This window comes from Clostridium beijerinckii, assembly GCF_018223745.1.
Classification (GTDB): Bacteria; Bacillota; Clostridia; order Clostridiales; family Clostridiaceae; genus Clostridium; species Clostridium beijerinckii.
Map to the genome: position 1 here is coordinate 47,050 of NZ_CP073653.1, position 18,562 is coordinate 65,611.

Annotated in this window: 15 protein-coding genes, 1 pseudogene and 1 other annotated feature; of the genes and pseudogenes, 11 read left to right on the forward strand and 5 right to left on the reverse strand. The window is 30.0% G+C overall.

Going from position 1 to position 18,562, the window contains the following annotated elements; translation table 11 throughout:
- Positions 1 to 114: 114 nt before the first annotated feature.
- The 5 genes from murI to KEC93_RS00235 all read left to right on the forward strand — a co-directional run bounded on the left by murI (position 115) and on the right by KEC93_RS00235 (position 5,956).
- Positions 115 to 894, forward strand: a complete 780-nt coding sequence (gene murI, locus KEC93_RS00215; RefSeq protein ID WP_039773412.1) for a glutamate racemase — start codon at positions 115 to 117, stop codon at positions 892 to 894.
- Between the two features lie 105 nt (positions 895 to 999).
- Positions 1,000 to 1,524, forward strand: a complete 525-nt coding sequence (locus KEC93_RS00220; protein ID WP_039773411.1) for a peptidylprolyl isomerase — start codon at positions 1,000 to 1,002, stop codon at positions 1,522 to 1,524.
- Between the two features lie 52 nt (positions 1,525 to 1,576).
- Complete coding sequence (locus KEC93_RS00225) at positions 1,577 to 1,948, forward strand: DUF3783 domain-containing protein (RefSeq protein WP_011967399.1); 372 nt, start codon at positions 1,577 to 1,579, stop codon at positions 1,946 to 1,948.
- A 1-nt stretch (position 1,949) separates the two neighbouring features.
- Positions 1,950 to 2,618 carry a helix-turn-helix domain-containing protein gene (locus KEC93_RS00230; protein WP_017209542.1) on the forward strand — a complete coding sequence of 223 codons (669 nt, stop codon included), beginning with the start codon at positions 1,950 to 1,952 and terminating at the stop codon, positions 2,616 to 2,618.
- Positions 2,619 to 2,770: 152 nt separating this feature from the next.
- Positions 2,771 to 5,956, forward strand: coding sequence for a S8 family serine peptidase (locus tag KEC93_RS00235; RefSeq protein WP_077868835.1), 3,186 nt, complete (start codon positions 2,771 to 2,773; stop codon positions 5,954 to 5,956).
- A gap of 132 nt (positions 5,957 to 6,088) precedes the next feature.
- Here KEC93_RS00235 and KEC93_RS00240 read toward each other — a convergent pair whose 3' ends face one another.
- Together KEC93_RS00240 and KEC93_RS00245 are read right to left on the reverse strand one after the other, a co-directional pair.
- Complete coding sequence (locus KEC93_RS00240; protein ID WP_077868836.1) at positions 6,089 to 7,057, reverse strand: radical SAM protein; 969 nt, start codon at positions 7,055 to 7,057, stop codon at positions 6,089 to 6,091.
- 57 nt (positions 7,058 to 7,114) lie between these two features.
- Positions 7,115 to 8,191 carry a YkvI family membrane protein gene (locus KEC93_RS00245; protein ID WP_077868837.1) on the reverse strand — a complete coding sequence of 359 codons (1,077 nt, stop codon included), beginning with the start codon at positions 8,189 to 8,191 and terminating at the stop codon, positions 7,115 to 7,117.
- Positions 8,192 to 8,309: 118 nt separating this feature from the next.
- Here KEC93_RS00245 and mnmL point away from each other — a divergent pair, with 118 nt between their 5' ends.
- From mnmL to KEC93_RS00260, 3 genes are all read left to right on the forward strand, one after another.
- The gene (mnmL, locus tag KEC93_RS00250; RefSeq protein ID WP_039773406.1) at positions 8,310 to 9,239 is read left to right on the forward strand and encodes a tRNA modification radical SAM protein MnmL/YtqA; all 930 of its coding nucleotides are present in this window, start codon (positions 8,310 to 8,312) and stop codon (positions 9,237 to 9,239) included.
- Between the two features lie 40 nt (positions 9,240 to 9,279).
- A complete protein-coding gene (locus KEC93_RS00255) occupies positions 9,280 to 9,996 on the forward strand; it encodes a 2-phosphosulfolactate phosphatase family protein (RefSeq protein WP_039773405.1) in 717 nt (238 codons plus the stop codon).
- Positions 9,997 to 10,125: 129 nt separating this feature from the next.
- Positions 10,126 to 11,736: an IS1182 family transposase gene (locus tag KEC93_RS00260; RefSeq protein WP_031276413.1), complete on the forward strand. Its 1,611-nt coding sequence runs from the start codon at positions 10,126 to 10,128 to the stop codon at positions 11,734 to 11,736.
- Positions 11,737 to 11,924: 188 nt separating this feature from the next.
- Here KEC93_RS00260 and KEC93_RS00265 read toward each other — a convergent pair whose 3' ends face one another.
- Complete coding sequence (locus KEC93_RS00265) at positions 11,925 to 12,143, reverse strand: (2Fe-2S)-binding protein (protein WP_011967406.1); 219 nt, start codon at positions 12,141 to 12,143, stop codon at positions 11,925 to 11,927.
- A 155-nt stretch (positions 12,144 to 12,298) separates the two neighbouring features.
- Between KEC93_RS00265 and KEC93_RS00270 the strand changes: the two are divergent.
- A pseudogene (locus KEC93_RS00270) lies at positions 12,299 to 12,526 on the forward strand (ATP-binding protein); the annotation flags it as partial.
- Between the two features lie 153 nt (positions 12,527 to 12,679).
- Here KEC93_RS00270 and KEC93_RS00275 read toward each other — a convergent pair.
- Positions 12,680 to 13,045: a DUF2085 domain-containing protein gene (locus KEC93_RS00275; RefSeq protein ID WP_077869395.1), complete on the reverse strand. Its 366-nt coding sequence runs from the start codon at positions 13,043 to 13,045 to the stop codon at positions 12,680 to 12,682.
- Positions 13,046 to 13,050: 5 nt separating this feature from the next.
- Positions 13,051 to 13,353, reverse strand: coding sequence for a zinc-ribbon domain-containing protein (locus tag KEC93_RS00280; protein WP_077869394.1), 303 nt, complete (start codon positions 13,351 to 13,353; stop codon positions 13,051 to 13,053).
- A 261-nt stretch (positions 13,354 to 13,614) separates the two neighbouring features.
- Positions 13,615 to 13,862: a binding site (T-box leader), on the forward strand.
- A gap of 93 nt (positions 13,863 to 13,955) precedes the next feature.
- On the opposite strand from KEC93_RS00280, the gene ileS reads away from it, so the two are divergent.
- Together ileS and KEC93_RS00290 are read left to right on the forward strand one after the other, a co-directional pair.
- On the forward strand, positions 13,956 to 17,069 hold the full coding sequence (ileS, locus tag KEC93_RS00285; protein WP_077869393.1) for an isoleucine--tRNA ligase: 3,114 nt from the start codon (positions 13,956 to 13,958) through the stop codon (positions 17,067 to 17,069).
- A gap of 261 nt (positions 17,070 to 17,330) precedes the next feature.
- Positions 17,331 to 18,329: a LacI family DNA-binding transcriptional regulator gene (locus tag KEC93_RS00290; protein ID WP_011967412.1), complete on the forward strand. Its 999-nt coding sequence runs from the start codon at positions 17,331 to 17,333 to the stop codon at positions 18,327 to 18,329.
- Positions 18,330 to 18,562 lie beyond the last annotated feature (233 nt).

Below are 18,562 nucleotides of genomic sequence, written 5' to 3' on the forward strand. Positions count from 1 at the left end.
TAGTTAATACTTAAGATTCAACCAAAATTATTTTTAGATTTGAAATGTGGTTTCATATATCTGATTAGTTATTTGTGCATACATAAATATTTGAAAAAATGGAGTGAGGACGTTTTGAATATAAAAACTGACCCCATAGGATTTTTTGATTCAGGGGTAGGAGGTTTAAGCGTGATGAGAGAAGCAATATCTATCATGCCTAATGAAAACTTTATATATTTCGGAGATTCAAAGAATGCACCCTATGGAACTAAGAAAGTAAGTGAGGTAAGAGATCTTACAATTGATGCTGTTGAGTTTTTACTAAGTAAAAATGTTAAAGCGGTTGTAATAGCCTGCAATACTGCAACTAGTGCAGCAATAGAAGAGATTAGAAGTAAATATAAACAGATATCCATAATAGGAATAGAGCCAGCATTAAAGCCAGCTGTTAAGTTAAATAGAAAAGGTCAAATAATAATAATGGCAACGCCTATGACATTGAGGGAAAAGAAATTTAAATTATTAATGGATAAATATAAAAATGAGGCTAATATAATATCATTACCATGTGCAGGGTTAGTAGAATTTATAGAACAGGGAATAGTAGAGGGCGAAGATCTAGAGTATTACTTAAAGGAAAAGTTCAAAGGTTACTTAGATAATGATATAAGCTCCATAGTTCTTGGATGTACTCATTATCCATTTATAAAAAAGGCTTTATCAAACGTTATTGGAAAGGAAATACCTCTTATTGATGGTGGATTTGGTACTGCTCAAGAATTGAAGAGGAAGTTAATTGAAAGTGGTTTACTAAATGATTCTAAAGAAAAGGGGAATATAGAAATTTGTAATTCAATAAATGATGATAAAGTGATAGATTTTTGTTATAGTTTAATTAATTTTAAAATATAAATATGATTCAGATTTATTGAGATATATAATATAAGGATGAATTTAAATTTATGTTTTAGATAATAATACTAATTAAGATTGATATCGAGAGGAGAATATTTAAAGATGAAGAATCCAATTATTACAATGACTATGGAAAATGGTGGAGTTATAAAAGCAGAATTATATCCTGAGGCAGCACCAAATACAGTGAGGAATTTTGTAGACTTAATCAATAGAGGATTTTATGATGGTCTAATATTTCATAGAGTTATTCCAAATTTCATGATTCAAGGGGGATGCCCAGAAGGAACAGGCATTGGTGGCCCAGGATATTCAATAAAGGGAGAGTTTACAGGCAATGGTTTTAAGAATACTTTAAAACATACAAGAGGAGTATTATCAATGGCTAGAGCTATGCATCCAGATTCAGCAGGAAGCCAATTTTTCATTATGGTAGCTGATGCTCCACATTTAGATGGCCAGTATGCATCATTTGGTAAGGTTATTGAAGGAATGGAAGTAGCCGATAAGATTGTTGCACAAAAAACTGATATGTCAGATAGGCCTTATGAAGATCAAGTAATAAAAAGTGTTACAGTAGATATGCAAGGGGAAGAAATAAAAGAGCCTGAAATAATTGAAGAGTAAAAAATACCATTCTACAAGACTATAGTAAGTAAAAAGAAGAGAGGTGTCATGGATGGCTACAAATAATAAATGTATATTAGCGTATGGATTAAAAGAGGATGAAATTAAGAAAATTGAGAGTCAGAATATTAAAGTTATAGAAATTAATAAGAATATGACTTTAATGACATTAGAAGATATAATTAATGGAAACAAAAATGAAGATTCTTACGATGAAATGCAGTTGAGTGAAAAGGCACTAATTTTCAATGGATTTAAGGATGAACAATTGAAAGTTACTATTAGATATATTAGAAGCTTTATTCAAGGTGGAGTACTTGCTGTATCTACAGCACAGAATTACAAGTGGACTTTTAAATATCTATTAGAGCACTTAATTGAAGAAAGAGAATGGTATAAAGAACAACAAAAGGGGAGAAAGTAAAGTGAGTCGTGTAGGAGAAAATATAAAACAAGCTAGAGAAAAGAGCGGACTTACGGTTAAAGCTTTAGCTAAAAAACTAGGTGTAGCAGAAAAATATTTAAATGAAGTTGAAATGGGAAGAAAAGTTGCACCTGAATCACTAATAGATAAAGCGGGCAAGGTATTAAAAGCTGATTTAAATGACATAAGCATGGTTGTTACCGATGAAGTATTGATGGAAGAAAGAAAAACTTTAAAGGAAGTTCCTAAAAGAAATGTAGAAAGTTCAGAAGTTTGGACTGATGCTTTCTCATCAGTACTTAGAAGTGTTCCAATATATGATTATTCACTATCTAATAAAAAGGGTTCTAAAGAGATGCCTATTCATTCAAATAAAATCGAGAATTATCCTCAAGATAAAGTATTTTATTTAGAAATTGAAGATGATGAAATGAATGGATTTAGAATGCTAAAGGGTGATGTTGCATTTGCACATGCTGTGAAGGATATAAGTAATAGCGGATTTTTCTTAATAGATTATAAGGGAAAAAGGAAAGTAAGACAAATAAAGGTATTAGGTAATTCTAAATTACTTTTAGTAAGCAATGCTGGAAGTCTTCTTACTGAAACCATGGAATTAAAAGAAGTAGATGTAATTGCTAAATTAGAAAGACTAGAAATTACATTATAAACAACTAATGTAAGAACTCTTATATTGAAGAATTAAAGCGTAGGTAGAAACAGAGAATAATTGAATTTTTCAGTTATTCTCTGTTTTTGTTACATTAAAACATTTAATTGCATAGTATATCTATGAATATATTTAATTAAGGTGTGGTAATTATGCCTGAATTGGAGACACAAATATCTTCAAAGGTAGATGCATCAATAGGATTATTAGCTAATGTTCCAAAAGCTATATTAGATGAACTAGGTTATAAGTATCAGAGTCAGGGTAACAATGTGGAGCTCACTATTTTATATAGAGATACTCAAGAACAAACAAAATCATTTGTTGAAGGCTTAGGAGGAACTTTTCAGGATTTAGGATTTAACTTTGCTGTTGTTAATATACCCAGAGATAAATTAGAACAGCTATCAATGAGTAATTCTATTCAATATATAGAATTACCAAAGAACTTATATGAGCAAGACCAAGAAAGTAATAGGGCATCCTGTATACTTCAATTGGCTCCAAATTTTGATGTTTCAGGTGAAGGGATATTAGTCGGCTTTGTAGATTCTGGGATAGATTATACTCACCCTGCTTTTATGGATTCGACCGGAACATCCACTAGAATAGAATACATTTATGATTTAAGTACAGGGGGAAATGTATATAATAAGCAAATGATAAATGAAGCAATAAAATCCAATAATCCATTCTCAGTAGTTCCATCAATAGACAATAGTGGACATGGAACTCACGTTGCAGGAATCGCATGTGGTGGGGGAAGAATAAATCCTATGTATAGAGGTGTAGCTCCTAATTCGTCTATAGCAATGGTTAAAGCTGCTAGGGGAACTGCAATCTTAAGCTCTCAGATTATGCAGGGAATCAAATTTCTTATAGATAGAGGTAAAGAACTGAATATGCCGCTAGTTATTAGTATTAGTCTTAGCACTAATGATGGAGCACACGATGGAAGCAGCTTACTAGAGCAATACATTAGGACTATATCTAACTTGGAAAGAGTATCTATTGTTATTGCGGCAGGAAATGAAGGTGATGCAGGTCATCATGTTGGCGGACAATTAGTTAAAACACAAAGGCAAATTTTTAATATAGCAAGCGAAGAAAAATCAATAGTAATGAATTTTTATAAGACAATATTACCTAATATATCAGTTAATATAATAAATCCAACAAGCCAAGGAACTGGAAATATTAATATACAAGAAGGTTACATTCAAGGAACAATAGGGAGTGATAGATACGATATATATATATCTGGACCTAAACCTTTTGAATTGAATAGTGAAATCAGAATAATTCTTTCTGCTAGATCTGGCTTTCTTGTTGAAGGTGTATGGACATTAGAAATAAATGTTACGAATGAATACTTAGGAGCATATTCAATATGGCTTCCGGTTTTAGAAGGATTAAATCCTGCAACTAAATTTTTAGAACCTAATCAATATAATACGCTTGGCATACCAGCAACAGTAGATAATATAATAGCTGTAGGAAGTTATAATTATAGAACCAATAATTTATCATCATTCAGTGGAAGAGGTGCACAAGATCAGAATATAGTAAGACCTGATTTAGTAGCCCCAGGAGAGGATATTGCAGGGCCGGTACCAAATGGTGGATACGATAATAAAACAGGTACATCAATGGCTACTCCTCAAGTATCTGGAATATGTGCGTTAATGATGCAATGGGGAATAGTTAAAGGAAATGATCCATATTTGTTTGGTCAAAGGTTAAAATATTATTTATTAAGAGGAGCCAGAAGAAGACGTACAGATGTAACATATCCAAATCCCTCATGGGGATATGGTGAAGTATGTATATTCAACAGTTTAAGAGCGTTACAAAATGATTTAAATGCTATTTTGACTAGAGGAAATATAAATTCAAGAGATATACAGGTAACAAATAGCGTACCTAATAAATATAATATTTTGAGAAAAAATATAAAGAGGGAAGTTATGGAGAATACGAATAGTGGAAATACCTCAACAAATATCGGTAGGTTAAAGATTCAATGTTTCAGGGGGGAGGATTATATTCCAATTGATGGAGCCAGAATAACTGTAAGAACACCACAAGGCGCTGAAAGTGTTAATAGTATTCAGCTAGTTACAGATTCAGTTGGATTGACACAAATAATTGAATTGACAGCGCCACCTTTAGAATATTCTTTGAATCCTAATAGCAACCAAGTGCCTTATAGTTTATATGATATAACGGTTGAAAGAGATGGATTTAACCCAATAGTAATAAGAGGATGTCAAGTATTTCCTACACAGGTTGCCTATCAGATTTGTAATTTGACAAGTAACTTAGGAAGGGGAATGATGAGACAAGAGGTTATAAATATACAACCAAATACATTGAATGGAAATTTTCCACCTAAAATACCAGAGGATCCAGAAAAGCAGTTACCCCCACCAAGTTCTGGAGTTGTATTGCCTCAACCAATAGTTCCAGAATATATTATTGTACACCAAGGTGGGCCAAATGATCCATCAGCACCAAATTATAAAGTACCTTTTAAAGATTATATTAAAAATGTTGCTTCCAGTGAAATATATTCAACTTGGAATGAATCTGCTATAAGAGCAAATGTATTCTGCATTGTATCATTTACGCTAAATAGAATTTATACTGAATGGTACAGAGGAAAAGGAAAGAATTTTGATATTACCAGTTCAACAGCTTATGATCACGCATTTAATTATGGAAGAAATATTTACGATAGTATAAGTGCTATTGTAGATGAAATATTTTCTACTTATATAAAGAGAGTTGGAGCTAAACAACCACTTTTGACACAATATTGTGATGGAAAGAGTGTTACCTGCCCTCAGTGGTTAAGCCAATGGGGAAGTCAGCAATTAGCTCAACAAGGAATGGTTCCATATGATATTTTGAAAAATTATTATGGAAATGATATCGAACTAACTACAGCTGAAAAAGTTTCTGGAAGCCCACAGTCATACCCTGGTGAACCGCTTACTATAGGATCTTCAGGTCCAGCAGTAAGAACTATCCAGAATCAATTGAATAGAATAGCTAGAAATTATCCTTTGATACCTAAGGTTGCTGAGGATGGACAGTTTAATCAAAAGACAGCAGATGCAGTAAAAACATTTCAACAAATATTTACATTACCACAAACCGGAATTGTTGATTATGCAACATGGTATAGAATATCGGACATCTATGTTGGAGTATCAAGGATAGCAGAACTTAGAGATTCTTCAAGTTTAAGAAGTACGCTTGGAATGAATGAATTTATGCCTCCGATTATACCAGGTTTAGATAATAAAAGAGGAATTCCTAAATTTTATTATTAGAATTATATTAAGATGGTTTTTAGATGTAGAAGCAGTTCCCATTTTCTCTGTCAGCTACATTATATAGCTGTGATTAGAATAGGAGCTGCTATAATTAATGAAATTATTAGAAGATATATGTATGATAAAAATTTATTTTTCTATTCCTTCTAGATTAAATTCAGGAATGAAATCAGATATGTTAGCACCTTCATCTTGTATAAATCCATTAACTACGCCAATATCTAAAGCATAATTGATTAGGCTATCGTAGTGTTTTGGATTAAGCTTCTTATTTATTTCTGGATAATCGCAAGCATTAAACATAGGAATATATTGATTCATTAGACTTATATAAATATCGGTTTTATATCTATTATATAGAATATCTATTATTTTTTTTGAATCAAAAAGGAGTCCAGGAAGCATTAGGTGCCTTACAACAACTCCTTTTAGTATATTTCCTTTTGAATCAAAATTGGGAGTGCCAACTTGTCTTAGCATTTCATCTATTATTTTGATAGTATTGGAAGCATAATCATTAACTTTAGAGTATTTTAGAGAATATTTATTATCAAAATATTTGAAGTCCGGCAAATAAACATCAATGTATCCATCCAATAATTTTATAGTTTCAATAGAATCATAACTATTGGTATTATAAAGAACTGGGATAGTTAAATTATTTTTTTTAGCTATTTTTAAGGATTCAATTATTTGAGGAACATAATGAGTAGGAGTCACTAAGTTAATGTTGTTTGCACCTTTTTTCTGAAGTTCTAGAAAAATTTCAGAAAGTCTTTCAATAGATATTTCTGCACCAACAATTGATGTGTTTTTAATACTATTTTTATTAAAATCAGAAGAAGATGAATTAACACTAATCCCCTGACTTATATTATAGTTTTGGCAAAATACGCATTTTAGATTACAGTGAGAAAAAAATACAGTACCAGAACCATTTCCTTGTGAAATAGGTGGCTCTTCCCAAAGATGAAGGGAAGCCTTAGCCACTTTTAGGATATTGCTAGCTTTGCAATATCCTATTTCACCATTATTTCTATTTACTTTACAATCTCTATTACATAAAGTACATTCATTTAATAAATCTAGATAATTCATTTATATCAAATCCTTTAAGAATAATTATTAATATATTTTATAAAAAGTATATCATAATTATTTGATTTGAGTCGTGTTAGAAAAATCTTTTTTATGCTTAAAAAAGAATAGTATACATTGGAATATAAAAATCAAACTTAATAGCCCAAATATAGGATATAGTTTAGTTATAAGAGTTCCAAATCCAAATTGGGAAATTAAAAGAGCAAGACTTATTACGATAAAAATTGCTTTTTTAAATTTTATATTAAATGTTTGCTCTAGGGTTTTACTTATGGAATATATGTCAGAAACTTCAGTAGAAAACATCTCCAACCAGATTATCACGAGTAACAATGCTTGAATTAAGTTACCAAATCTATTAGCGACAAAAAGTAAAGGTATCTCATATTTATATATATAAGGTTGATTAATTGTTAATAATAAATTTATCATTAAACAAAGTATAGTTAGTCCAATTGCGCCGGTTACTATTCCAGTAATCATTATTTTACTTTTCTTCATTTGAGTGCTAAGTGGTACTAGGACTCCTGAGGCTGAAAGTGTATTATATCCAGCATAAAGTACTGTTGAAATAAAGATTCCAGTTTTTTGTTTTGGAAAGCTAGCGATATTATCTAACGAAACTGTATTTCTACAAAATGCAAAATATAAAACTGTAATCAAAGTAAGAGTACAAATTAAACCTGGAACAATAAAGGAATTAACTTCAATTAATCCTTCAGTATCTCTAAGTAGAAAAAATATGGCTATTGCAATCATTATCAGTGAGCCAATTATCTTGGGTATTCCAAAAAACTGATGTATCAAAGCACCACTTCCAGCAAGTATTATAGATGCGCTGGAAATAAGAAAGAGAGTTGTTATAAAACCAGTGATTTTACCAAATATATTAGGACTTATTATATTCATAACATCACTATAAGAGCTAAGATTATAATTAATGCTTATTCTAGAAATTATAGAACTTATTAAGATATAGAAAATACCACAACCTATAATTCCTATGAAACTAGATATACCGTATTGAGTAAAAAATTCTGTGATTTCTTTTCCAGAAGCAAGACCAGCCCCAACTATTGTTCCGATAAACACAGTGGCAACTTGAAATACTTTTACTATTTCCTTTTTCAATATTTATCCCCCTTAAAGAATGTTCCTTTTATTAAATATATAAGGTTTACTTTTAATTTATTCTTTAAATGTTACAATATTTAAAGAAGGTATATTAGACACATAAAGAGGAGGAAATATGAACAGTTTTTGGGATGGAAAAAGATATCATAGTTTAAACTATTTTTTAAGAAATAAATTTGGTGAAAAAGTATTTAAAATATCTTTAGATGGAGGATTTTCTTGTCCGAATAGAGATGGAAAGATAAGTAATGGGGGCTGTCTTTTTTGTAGTGAAAGAGGTTCAGGAGATTATGCTGGTGACAGAGAATTGTCTATTTCAAAGCAATTTCATGATATAAAGGATATGATGTCACAAAAGTGGAAAAGTGGTAAGTATATAGCTTATTTTCAGGCTTACACAAACACGTATGCACCTATTGATGAGTTGAAAAGAAAATATGAAGAGGCATTAAATCAGGAGGGAGTTGTAGCTATCGCAATAGCAACAAGACCTGATTGCTTAGATGAGGATGTATTAGAATTATTGGAGAACATAAACAATAAGATTTATCTTTGGATAGAACTTGGACTTCAAACCAGCAATGATGATACTGCTAAAAGAATTAATAGAGGATATAAATTAGATGTATTTGAAAATGCAATGAGAAAATTAAAAGAGAGAAATATTGATGTAGTAGTTCATGATATTTTAGGATTACCGGGTGAAACTAAAGAGGATATGTTAGAAACAATAAATTATATAGCTCATTCAGGGGCTAAAGGAATTAAACTGCATCTACTACATTTAATGAAGCAAACACCTATGGTAAAGTTATACGAGGCAGGAGATCTTAAGTTTCTATCGCAAGATGATTATATAGATCTTGTGACTCATGGAATAACACTACTTCCAAAGGACATGGTAGTTCACAGGTTAACAGGCGATGCACCAAGAGATCTCTTGATCGGACCAATGTGGAGTTTAAAAAAATGGGAAGTTTTAAATTCAATAGATAGGACTCTAGAAGATAACAACTTATGGCAAGGAAAAAATTTCAGAGAGTAACTATATATTAATTCTAATGATTAGGAATGGAGTAAGTAAAATGAAAATAGATATTATAATTTCAGCAGATGATATAGTTGAAAGCAGAGTAATGAATAAGATTGCAGTTATAATTGATATATTTAGAGCTACATCTGTAATTATAACAGCACTAGATAATGGAGCAAGAGAAGTTATTCCTTATTTGACTATTGAGGAAACACTGGAATATGCAAAGAAACTTAGTAGAGATAATTATATTTTAGGAGGAGAGAGAAAAGCTGTTAAAATTGAAGGTTTTGATCTATCAAATTCTCCATTAGAATATACAAAAGAAAAAGTTGAAGGCAAAACAGTGCTTATGACTACAACAAATGGAACAAGAGCTTTAACAAAGTCAATGGAGGCTAAAAGAGTTTTTATAGGTGCTATGATAAATGGAGAATCAGTGGCGAAAAAATTGATTAATATAAATGATGATGTGGTTATTATTAATGCAGGAACAAATGGAAACTTTTCAATGGATGATTTTATTTGTAGTGGATATATAATTAACCAAATGCTAGATATTAATAGAAATATAGAGTTAACAGATATAGCAAAGACTGCCTGTATGATATATAAAGAAAATATAAATATCTTAAGCTATGTACGAGAAGCATCTCACTATTCAGTAATGAAATCCTTAGGATTAAATAATGATATTGAATATTGCATAAAAAAAAGCATCATAGATATAGTTCCAGAATATAAAGATGGAAAAATAACCTGTGAATGAAAAACTGTTTAAGATTATAATTAAAAGGGGCTGTTGCAAAACTAACATAGTTAGTTTTGTAGCGGCTCATTTTTTTAGATATAAAAAATGTGAATTCCGAAGAACTCACATTCATTGTATAATTTACTTATGCTAAAAACCAAATTACACAATAAAGATTATACTGAGATTAATGATAATTTTCAACTTATATTACCATTAAATCTAGAAAATTTAATACCATCAGATGATTCAGTCCGCTTGCTAAGCCATGTATTGGAGGGATTAGATTACACGAAGTTGTATAAGGCGTACTCTTCCGTTGGAAGAAAACCGGCAGTGGAACCTAAAATTATGTTCAAAATAATATCATATGCTTATTCTCAAAATATTTATTCAAGCAGGAAAATCGAAAAAGCATGCAAAAGAGATATAAATTTTAAGTGGTTACTTCAATGTTATAAGGCACCGGATCATGCTACAATCAGTAGATTTCGTAAAGACTATATTTCAAATGAGGTAATTGAAGATTTATTTTATCAACAAGTTAATTATTTAGCAAATCAAAATGAAATACTATTTGAAAATGCATTTATTGATGGTACTAAAATCGAAGCGAATGCTAATCGTTATACATTTGTTTGGAAAAAAACTATTTTAAAAAATGAAGAAAAAATGTTTGATAAAATTCTTGTTCTTTTAGAAAATATTAACCTTGGAGAATTAAAAAAATTTACTGTTCAGAAAGAAACATTAATAGATGATATTGATAAAATTCTTCAATGGCTTGAATATGAAAAAAAGAAAAGAAACATAGAGTTTGTTCATGGAATTGGTAAAAGAAAAACCAAAATTCAAAAGTGGACAGAGCAACTATCTGAATATAAAGAGAGAGAAGAAAAATATAATTTGAGTAAAAAAATATTTTCAAAAAGAAATAGTTATTCTAAAACTGATCCAGACGCAACTTTCATGCATATGAAAGATGATCATATGAGAAATAGTCAATTAAAACCTGCATATAATGTGCAAATCGCAGTTGAAAGTGAATACGTAACCGGCGTCGGAATATTTGATGATAGAAATGATATAGCAACATTAATACCTATGCTTAATAATATGAAAGAAAAAATTGGTCGTAAATATCTTAATATAATTGCAGACTCAGGTTATGAAAGCGAAGAAAACTATTTATTCTTAGAATCAAATAAGCAAACTCCTTATATAAAACCACAAACTTATGAGAAGTGGAAAAAAAGAAGTTTTAAAAATGATATAAGTAAGCGCGAAAATATGAAATATGATGCTGAATCGGATTTTTATATTTGTCATAACAATAGAAAATTAATACCTACCTCTATTATTTATAGAAAATCCGCAAGTGGATACAAATCAGAAGTAACTGTGTATGAATGCGAAAACTGTGATAATTGCGATTACAAAGTAAAATGCACAAAAGCAAAAGGAAATAGAAAAATGCAGGTTTCAAAAACTTTTGTGGAAAAGCGTGAAATATCCTATAAAAATATTACAACTGAATTTGGAACTAAATTAAGAATGAATAGATCTATTCAGGTCGAGGGAGCATTTGGAGTTCTAAAAAGTGATTATGAATTCAATAGATTTTTAACACGTGGAAAAAATAGCGTTCAAACTGAATTTATTTTGCTTTGTTTTGGTTATAATATTAACAAATTACATTCAAAAATACAAAATGAAAAAACTCAGAATCATCTTCATGAATTGAAACCTACTGCCTAATTATGGAATAAATTAACTAGGCTTATTTTAGTGTGCTTAAAAATCAGAATTCTTTAAATAATTAATATTGTATTTCAAATATTTGGAGATTTGCTGGCTTAAACCGAAAAGGAGCATCGCTCCTGATTAAAATTTAATCATTTTGCGACACTCCCTTTTCGAATTTACTATGAGTAAAAGTTTTACGATTATATGTTTTCTCTTGATTGCTTTAGTAAATCATTTATTCGTGGAGAACAATTTCTACCTCCGCACGAACCACTGCCTGCACCAGTAGCCTTTTGGACTTCTTTTATAGTTGAAGCCCCATTTTTAATAGCTTCCTTAATTTTTGATCTAGGTATTGCCTTACAAGTGCAAGTTTTTGTTAATTTATCTAAAATTGCTTCATTCAAATTATTTTCCATAATAGTATCTCCTAAAAACATTTTTTAAGTTAATTGAAAAACTAACTTTATCTTAATTATACATTTTATAATCTAAAATAAAAGTATAGTTAATTAATATTATAACAATAATTATAAAAAAATATCCTATATTAAATAATAATTTTTATTATTATATTAATGTTGTAGATAATGGAATAGGAATTAAGAATGACGAAGAAAAGCGAATATTTGATAGATTTTATAGAAGCGATATAGTTAGAGGACAAAATATTAATGGAACGGGAATTGGCCTTAGTTTATTGAAATCTATCTCAAAGAATTTTGGTATTAAGTTAAAAGTGAATTCAGAATATGGCATTGGATCTGAATTTATATTATTAATTCCTAAAATAATTAAATAAGATAATACTAGGAAATGTTATTTTATTTGCTAAAGGGTCTACATAGCTATTTTATTCAAAAATGTAAAGCTATCTAAATCATTAAGAATACTAGATTTAGATAGCTATGTTTTATATTAGTATTATTATAACTGTAGTAAGAAATCAGTACAGTTATATATGAATAAAATTATAAAACCAATGTCCAGATTGAAGACCTAAAACTATTGCCAATCTAAATAAACATATAGTTGATATGCCTGCTAAGATTCCGGTGATTAATCTCCTTGTATTAGTACTTTTAAAGTACATGAGATATTGACCAAATCCATCAATTAAAAGTGGTAGCATCAGTAATAATTCTATAATTATATGAATATTTTTAGATAATATTACGTATGTGAGTCCGAGGATATATCCCAGTAATATTCCCGTGCATCTCGCACATAATGGGAATTGACGACCTCTAAAAAAGAATGATCTCTCAGGTAATTGATGGCAGAAAAACATATAGTTTAAGACTTTTTTACAATTAAGCATTTAACTTAGTATGATGATAAGCTTCCTAGCATTCCGAGTACAAAAGCTAGAACGTAAAAAATTACCCAAATAATTATTCCACCAATCATCCATTTACATACTAGGCTAGCACTTTGAGGCTTTTCATCCTTCCATAAGAAGTATAAGATTATTCCTACTACTGGAAAGCAACAAGACGCAATTCCGGCTAAGTGAGATGGATTGTCTAAAGTACTTTTAGAAGACATATTATTACCAGTAGCAACACCACAATGTATACATACGGCAGCGTTATCATCTATTTGTTGTCCGCAATTCTTACAAAACATATATTTCCCCCTTTAAGGCGATACTTTATATTAATAGAGTATAGTATTGTTAATAATACAACTTATGAGCAAATATGTAGTTATATTCATGAAGATATTAAATTTTATATCTCAGTTAAGTTATAAAATTACTAAGATGACATCACATTAAATTGAGGAAATTAGGATTCAATTACTTTATTACATTAATTAGTAATAAAGATACAATTAATGGTGATCATCAATTGACATTTAAAAATCATTAATATATAATTATTAAAATAAAAGACGATGATTAGGAAAAGTATCTTAGATATTATTTTTAGAGAGTAGCTGTTTGGTGTAAAGCTATAATAGATCTTAGAGAAAATCACCTAGGAGTTGGAGGCTGAAAGGCTTAATGCCGAATAAGTTATCACGTAGAGCCTGCGTTAAAGGATAGAGTATGTATGTACTTGAAATAAAACATTTAGTTTTGTATTTAGATGTTTTAACCTTAGGTGGTTTGCGAATTTAACTTCGTCCTTTAGGATGGAGTTTTTTTATGTTTAGAAAAGTATGTAATCAGGAAACAATTCTTAAAGAGAACAATATAGTTTACTTAGCTGAAAGGGGAATTTTTAATGTACAATAAGGTAGATTCATCAAAAGGTACCGTCAAAATTGAAAAAGACATAGCAAAGCTTTGGACAGAGAAAGACATAATAAAGAAGAGCTTTGACTCAAATTCAGATGGAGAATATTTTACTTTTTATGACGGTCCACCAACAGCAAATGGAAAGCCACATGTTGGGCATATTTTGACAAGAGTTATGAAGGATATAATTCCAAGATATAAAGTAATGAAAGGGTATAAGGTTCTTAGGAAAGCTGGATGGGATACTCATGGACTTCCAGTAGAGTTAGAAATAGAAAAGAAACTTGGAATCTCAGGAAAAGAGCAAATAGAAGACTTTGGTGTAGAAAAGTTTGTTCATGAATGTAAAGATAGCGTATTCTCATATGTTAGCTTATGGAAGGAAATGTCTGAACAAATTGGATTCTGGGTTGATATGGATGATCCATATGTAACATACCATGATAATTATATTGAGTCTGAATGGTGGGCTTTAAAGCAAATGTGGAATAAGGGCTTATTGTATAAGGGCCACAAAGTAATGCCTTACTGCCCAAGGTGTGGAACAGCGCTTTCATCTCATGAAGTTGCTCAAGGATATAAGGACGTTAAAGATTTAACTGCAACTGTAAAGTTTAAAGTTAAAGGTGAAGAAAATAAATATATATTAGCATGGACAACAACTCCATGGACATTACCATCTAACTTAGCATTATGTATAAATAAATCTTATACATATGCAGAAGTAAAGGTAGGAGAAGAAATTTATGTTTTAGCTAAAGATTTAGTAGGTAAGGTGTTAGGAGATACTGAATGCGAAATAGTTAAAGAGTTTAAAGGTGAAGAATTGCTAGGTACTGAATACGAACAATTATTACCTTTTGCAAAAGTTGAAGGAAAAGCTTTCGTAGTAATTCATGGAGATTATGTAACATTATCAGACGGTACAGGAATAGTACACATTGCACCAGCTTATGGTGAAGATGATAGTCTTGTTTCAAAGAAAAATGGAATTGCATTTATAAATTTAGTAGATACAAATGGTAATTTTGTTGAAGAAGTTACTCCATGGGCAGGAAAGTTTGTTAAGAAGTGTGATGAAAGTATTGTTAAATATTTAGAAGAACGTAATCAATTATTTACAGCACAAAAGCACACTCACTCATATCCACATTGCTGGAGATGTGATACACCGCTTCTATACTATCCAAAAGATAGCTGGTTTGTTGCGATGACTAAAATGAGAGATAAGTTACTTGAAAATAATAATAAAATAAATTGGTATCCTGATAACACTAGAACAGGAAGAATGGGTAAATTCCTTGAAAATGTTATTGACTGGGGTATTTCAAGAGACAGATATTGGGGAACACCACTTCCAATATGGCAATGTGAATGTGGTCATCAAGAGTGTATTGGCAGCAGAGAAGAATTAGAAGAAAAAGCAACTACAGATTGTAAGGGGATTGAATTGCATAAACCTTACGTAGATGGAATAAAGTTAAAATGTCCACATTGTGGTAAAGAAATGAAGAGAACACATGAAGTTATAGACTGCTGGTTTGACTCAGGATCAATGCCTTTTGCACAATGGCACTATCCATTTGAAAACAAGGAAACTTTTGAAAAGAACTTCCCAGCACAATTTATCTCAGAAGCAGTTGACCAAACAAGAGGTTGGTTCTATACATTACTTGCGATTTCAACATGTTTATTTGACACAAATTCATTTGAAAATTGTATAGTATTAGGTCACGTTTTAGATAAAAAGGGACTTAAGATGTCTAAGCACAAAGGAAATGTTGTAGATCCTTTTGAAGTATTAAATAGTCAAGGAGCAGATGCGACAAGATGGCATTTCTATACTGCAAGTGCACCATGGCTTCCAACAAGATTCTCTATTGATGATGTTGCAGAAGCTCAAAGAAAGTTTTTAGGAACATTGTGGAATGTTTATTCTTTCTATGTTTTATATGCTGAAATAGATAAATTTGATCCAACTAAGTACTCTGATTTTGTTTCAGATAATATAATGGATAAATGGATTATATCTAAATTAAACACATTAATCGAAACAGTTGATGATGGATTAAATACTTATAAAATTACTCAAGCAGCATTAGCGATTGAAGATTTTACTGATGAATTATCAAACTGGTATGTAAGAAGAAACAGATCAAGATATTGGTCACAAGAGTTAACAAACGATAAGATAGGAGCTTATGTAACTTTATATAAGGTACTAACAAATTTAATTAAAGTGGCATCACCATTTGTACCTTTTATGACTGAAGAAATTTATCAAAATTTAGTTGTTAACCTTGATAAAAATGCTCAAGAAAGCATTCATTTATGTGCTTGGCCAGAAGTTGATAAGGCTGCAATAAATAAGGAATTAGAGAAAGAAATGGATTTAGCGTATACGCTTGTTAAGCTTGGAAGAAGTGCTAGAAATGCTGCAAATGTTAAGAATAGACAGCCACTTTCTGAATTACTTATATCAACAAAATCTCTTCCAGATTATTATGGAGATATTGTAAAAGAAGAATTAAATATTAAAAAGGTTGAGCTTGGAGCGGACCTTTCAAAATATGTTAACTTTGAAATAAAACCTAATCTACCTGTTATAGGTAAGTTATATGGAAAATTAATTCCTCAAATCAGAAAGGCAATTTCTGAAAAGAACCAAATGGAATTGGCTCAAAAGATTCAAAATGGTGGAAGTGAAACTATAATTGTTAATGATACAGAAATAGTTCTTACAAATGAGAATCTTTTAGTTACAATGCAAGGTTTAGAAGGTTATGCATTCGCAGGAGAAGGTGAACTTGGAGTTGTTTTAGATACAACTGTAACACCAGAACTTCAAGAGGAAGGGCATGTAAGAGAAGTTATTTCAAAGATTCAAAATATGAGAAAAGATAAAGGATTTGAAGTTGCTGATAGAATAAATCTTTATGTATCAAATAACGATATGTTAATTGATGTTATTAAGAAATTCGAACAAACAATAAAGAAAGAGACTTTAACTTGTGAAGTTCTTTATAATCAAGAATCTAATTATTCAGAAACAGTTATAAATAGTGAAACATTAAACATGAATGTTGAAGTTGTAAGATAAAAACTAAAATGACTAGGAATAAAAGATTTTATTAATATTCCTAGTCATTTTAATATTTATATACATATTTAATATGGTTTTCATATATATTTCTTATATAAGATTGTAAATTAGTTAATATGTTTATAAATTTAAGATTAAAAACTATGATTTTTGACAAAACTTACAATAAAATAATAATTTATTTTAAGTTATGTTGATTTATAAGGCAATATGTTAGTATAATGAGATTATCTAGAAAAATTCAAAGGAGGAATAATAATGGCTACTTCTATTAAGGATGTTGCAAAAGAAGCAGGAGTATCAATTGCAACCGTTTCTAGAGTTTTAAATGATATCGATGTAGTAAACGAAGATACTAAGAAGAAAGTTTTAGATGCAATAAAAAAGCTTGGATACAGACCAAATATAGTTGCAAGAAGTTTAAAAACTCAAAGAACAAAGACAATAGGAATTTTACTTCCTGATATATCAAACCAGTTTTACCCAGAAATTGTAAGAGGTGCTGAAGATGTTTCAAATATATACGATTACAATATAATACTTTGTAATTCAGACCTTGATATAGAAAAGGAAAAAGAGTACTTAAGGGTACTTAGAGAAAAAATGGTTGATGGTGTAATTTATATGAGTAGTTCTCTTAATGAAGAAATATTAGAACTAATCAATGAATTAGATATAAAAACTGTTTTAGTTGAAACTAAGGATAAAGAAGGAGTTCTACCAAGTGTAACAATTGATAATGTTAAAGCTAGCTATGATAGTACAAAGTTATTAATTGAAAAGGGAATAAAAGAAATTGCCTTTATAGGAGCTGAAAAAGAGAGCAAAAATGCTTGGGGTGATAGATACGTTGGTTATGAAAATGCAATGAAGGAATCAGGAATAGAAATAGATCCTGAACTAGTTCATCTAAGCTCAATGAAAGTAAAGAGTGGATACGAAGGCATACAAAAGTTCATAAAGCAAAATAAGAAATTTAGAGGTGTTGTATGTGCTTCTGATGATATTGCAATGGGCGCAATTAATGCACTAAGAGATAATAACTTAGATATTCCAAAAGATGTAAGTGTAATTGGATTTAATGATAATTTTGCAGCTTCAATTTTCTATCCAAAGATCACAACAATTTCTCAACCAACTTATGATATGGGATCTGTTGCTATGAGAATGCTTATAAAACTTTTAAATAAGAAAGAGCTAGATGAGCCACATTATGTTTTAGAACATCAGCTAGTTGAAAGAGAAAGTACAGTTTAATAGAAAAATAATTAAATTTTATGTTTAGTTAGTATAAAGATTAAATGTATATGTTTATAGAGGACTACTTCAAGATAGTTTAAAGCTATTTGGGAGTAGTCCTTTATTAGCGTTAAAGTTGTAATTAGTTGCATATACAACTAACTTGTGTTAATATAATTTGTATGTAATTATTTGGATATGAAATATGATTATTGTTAATACTATATTAATATGATTAAGGTAGGGGAGAA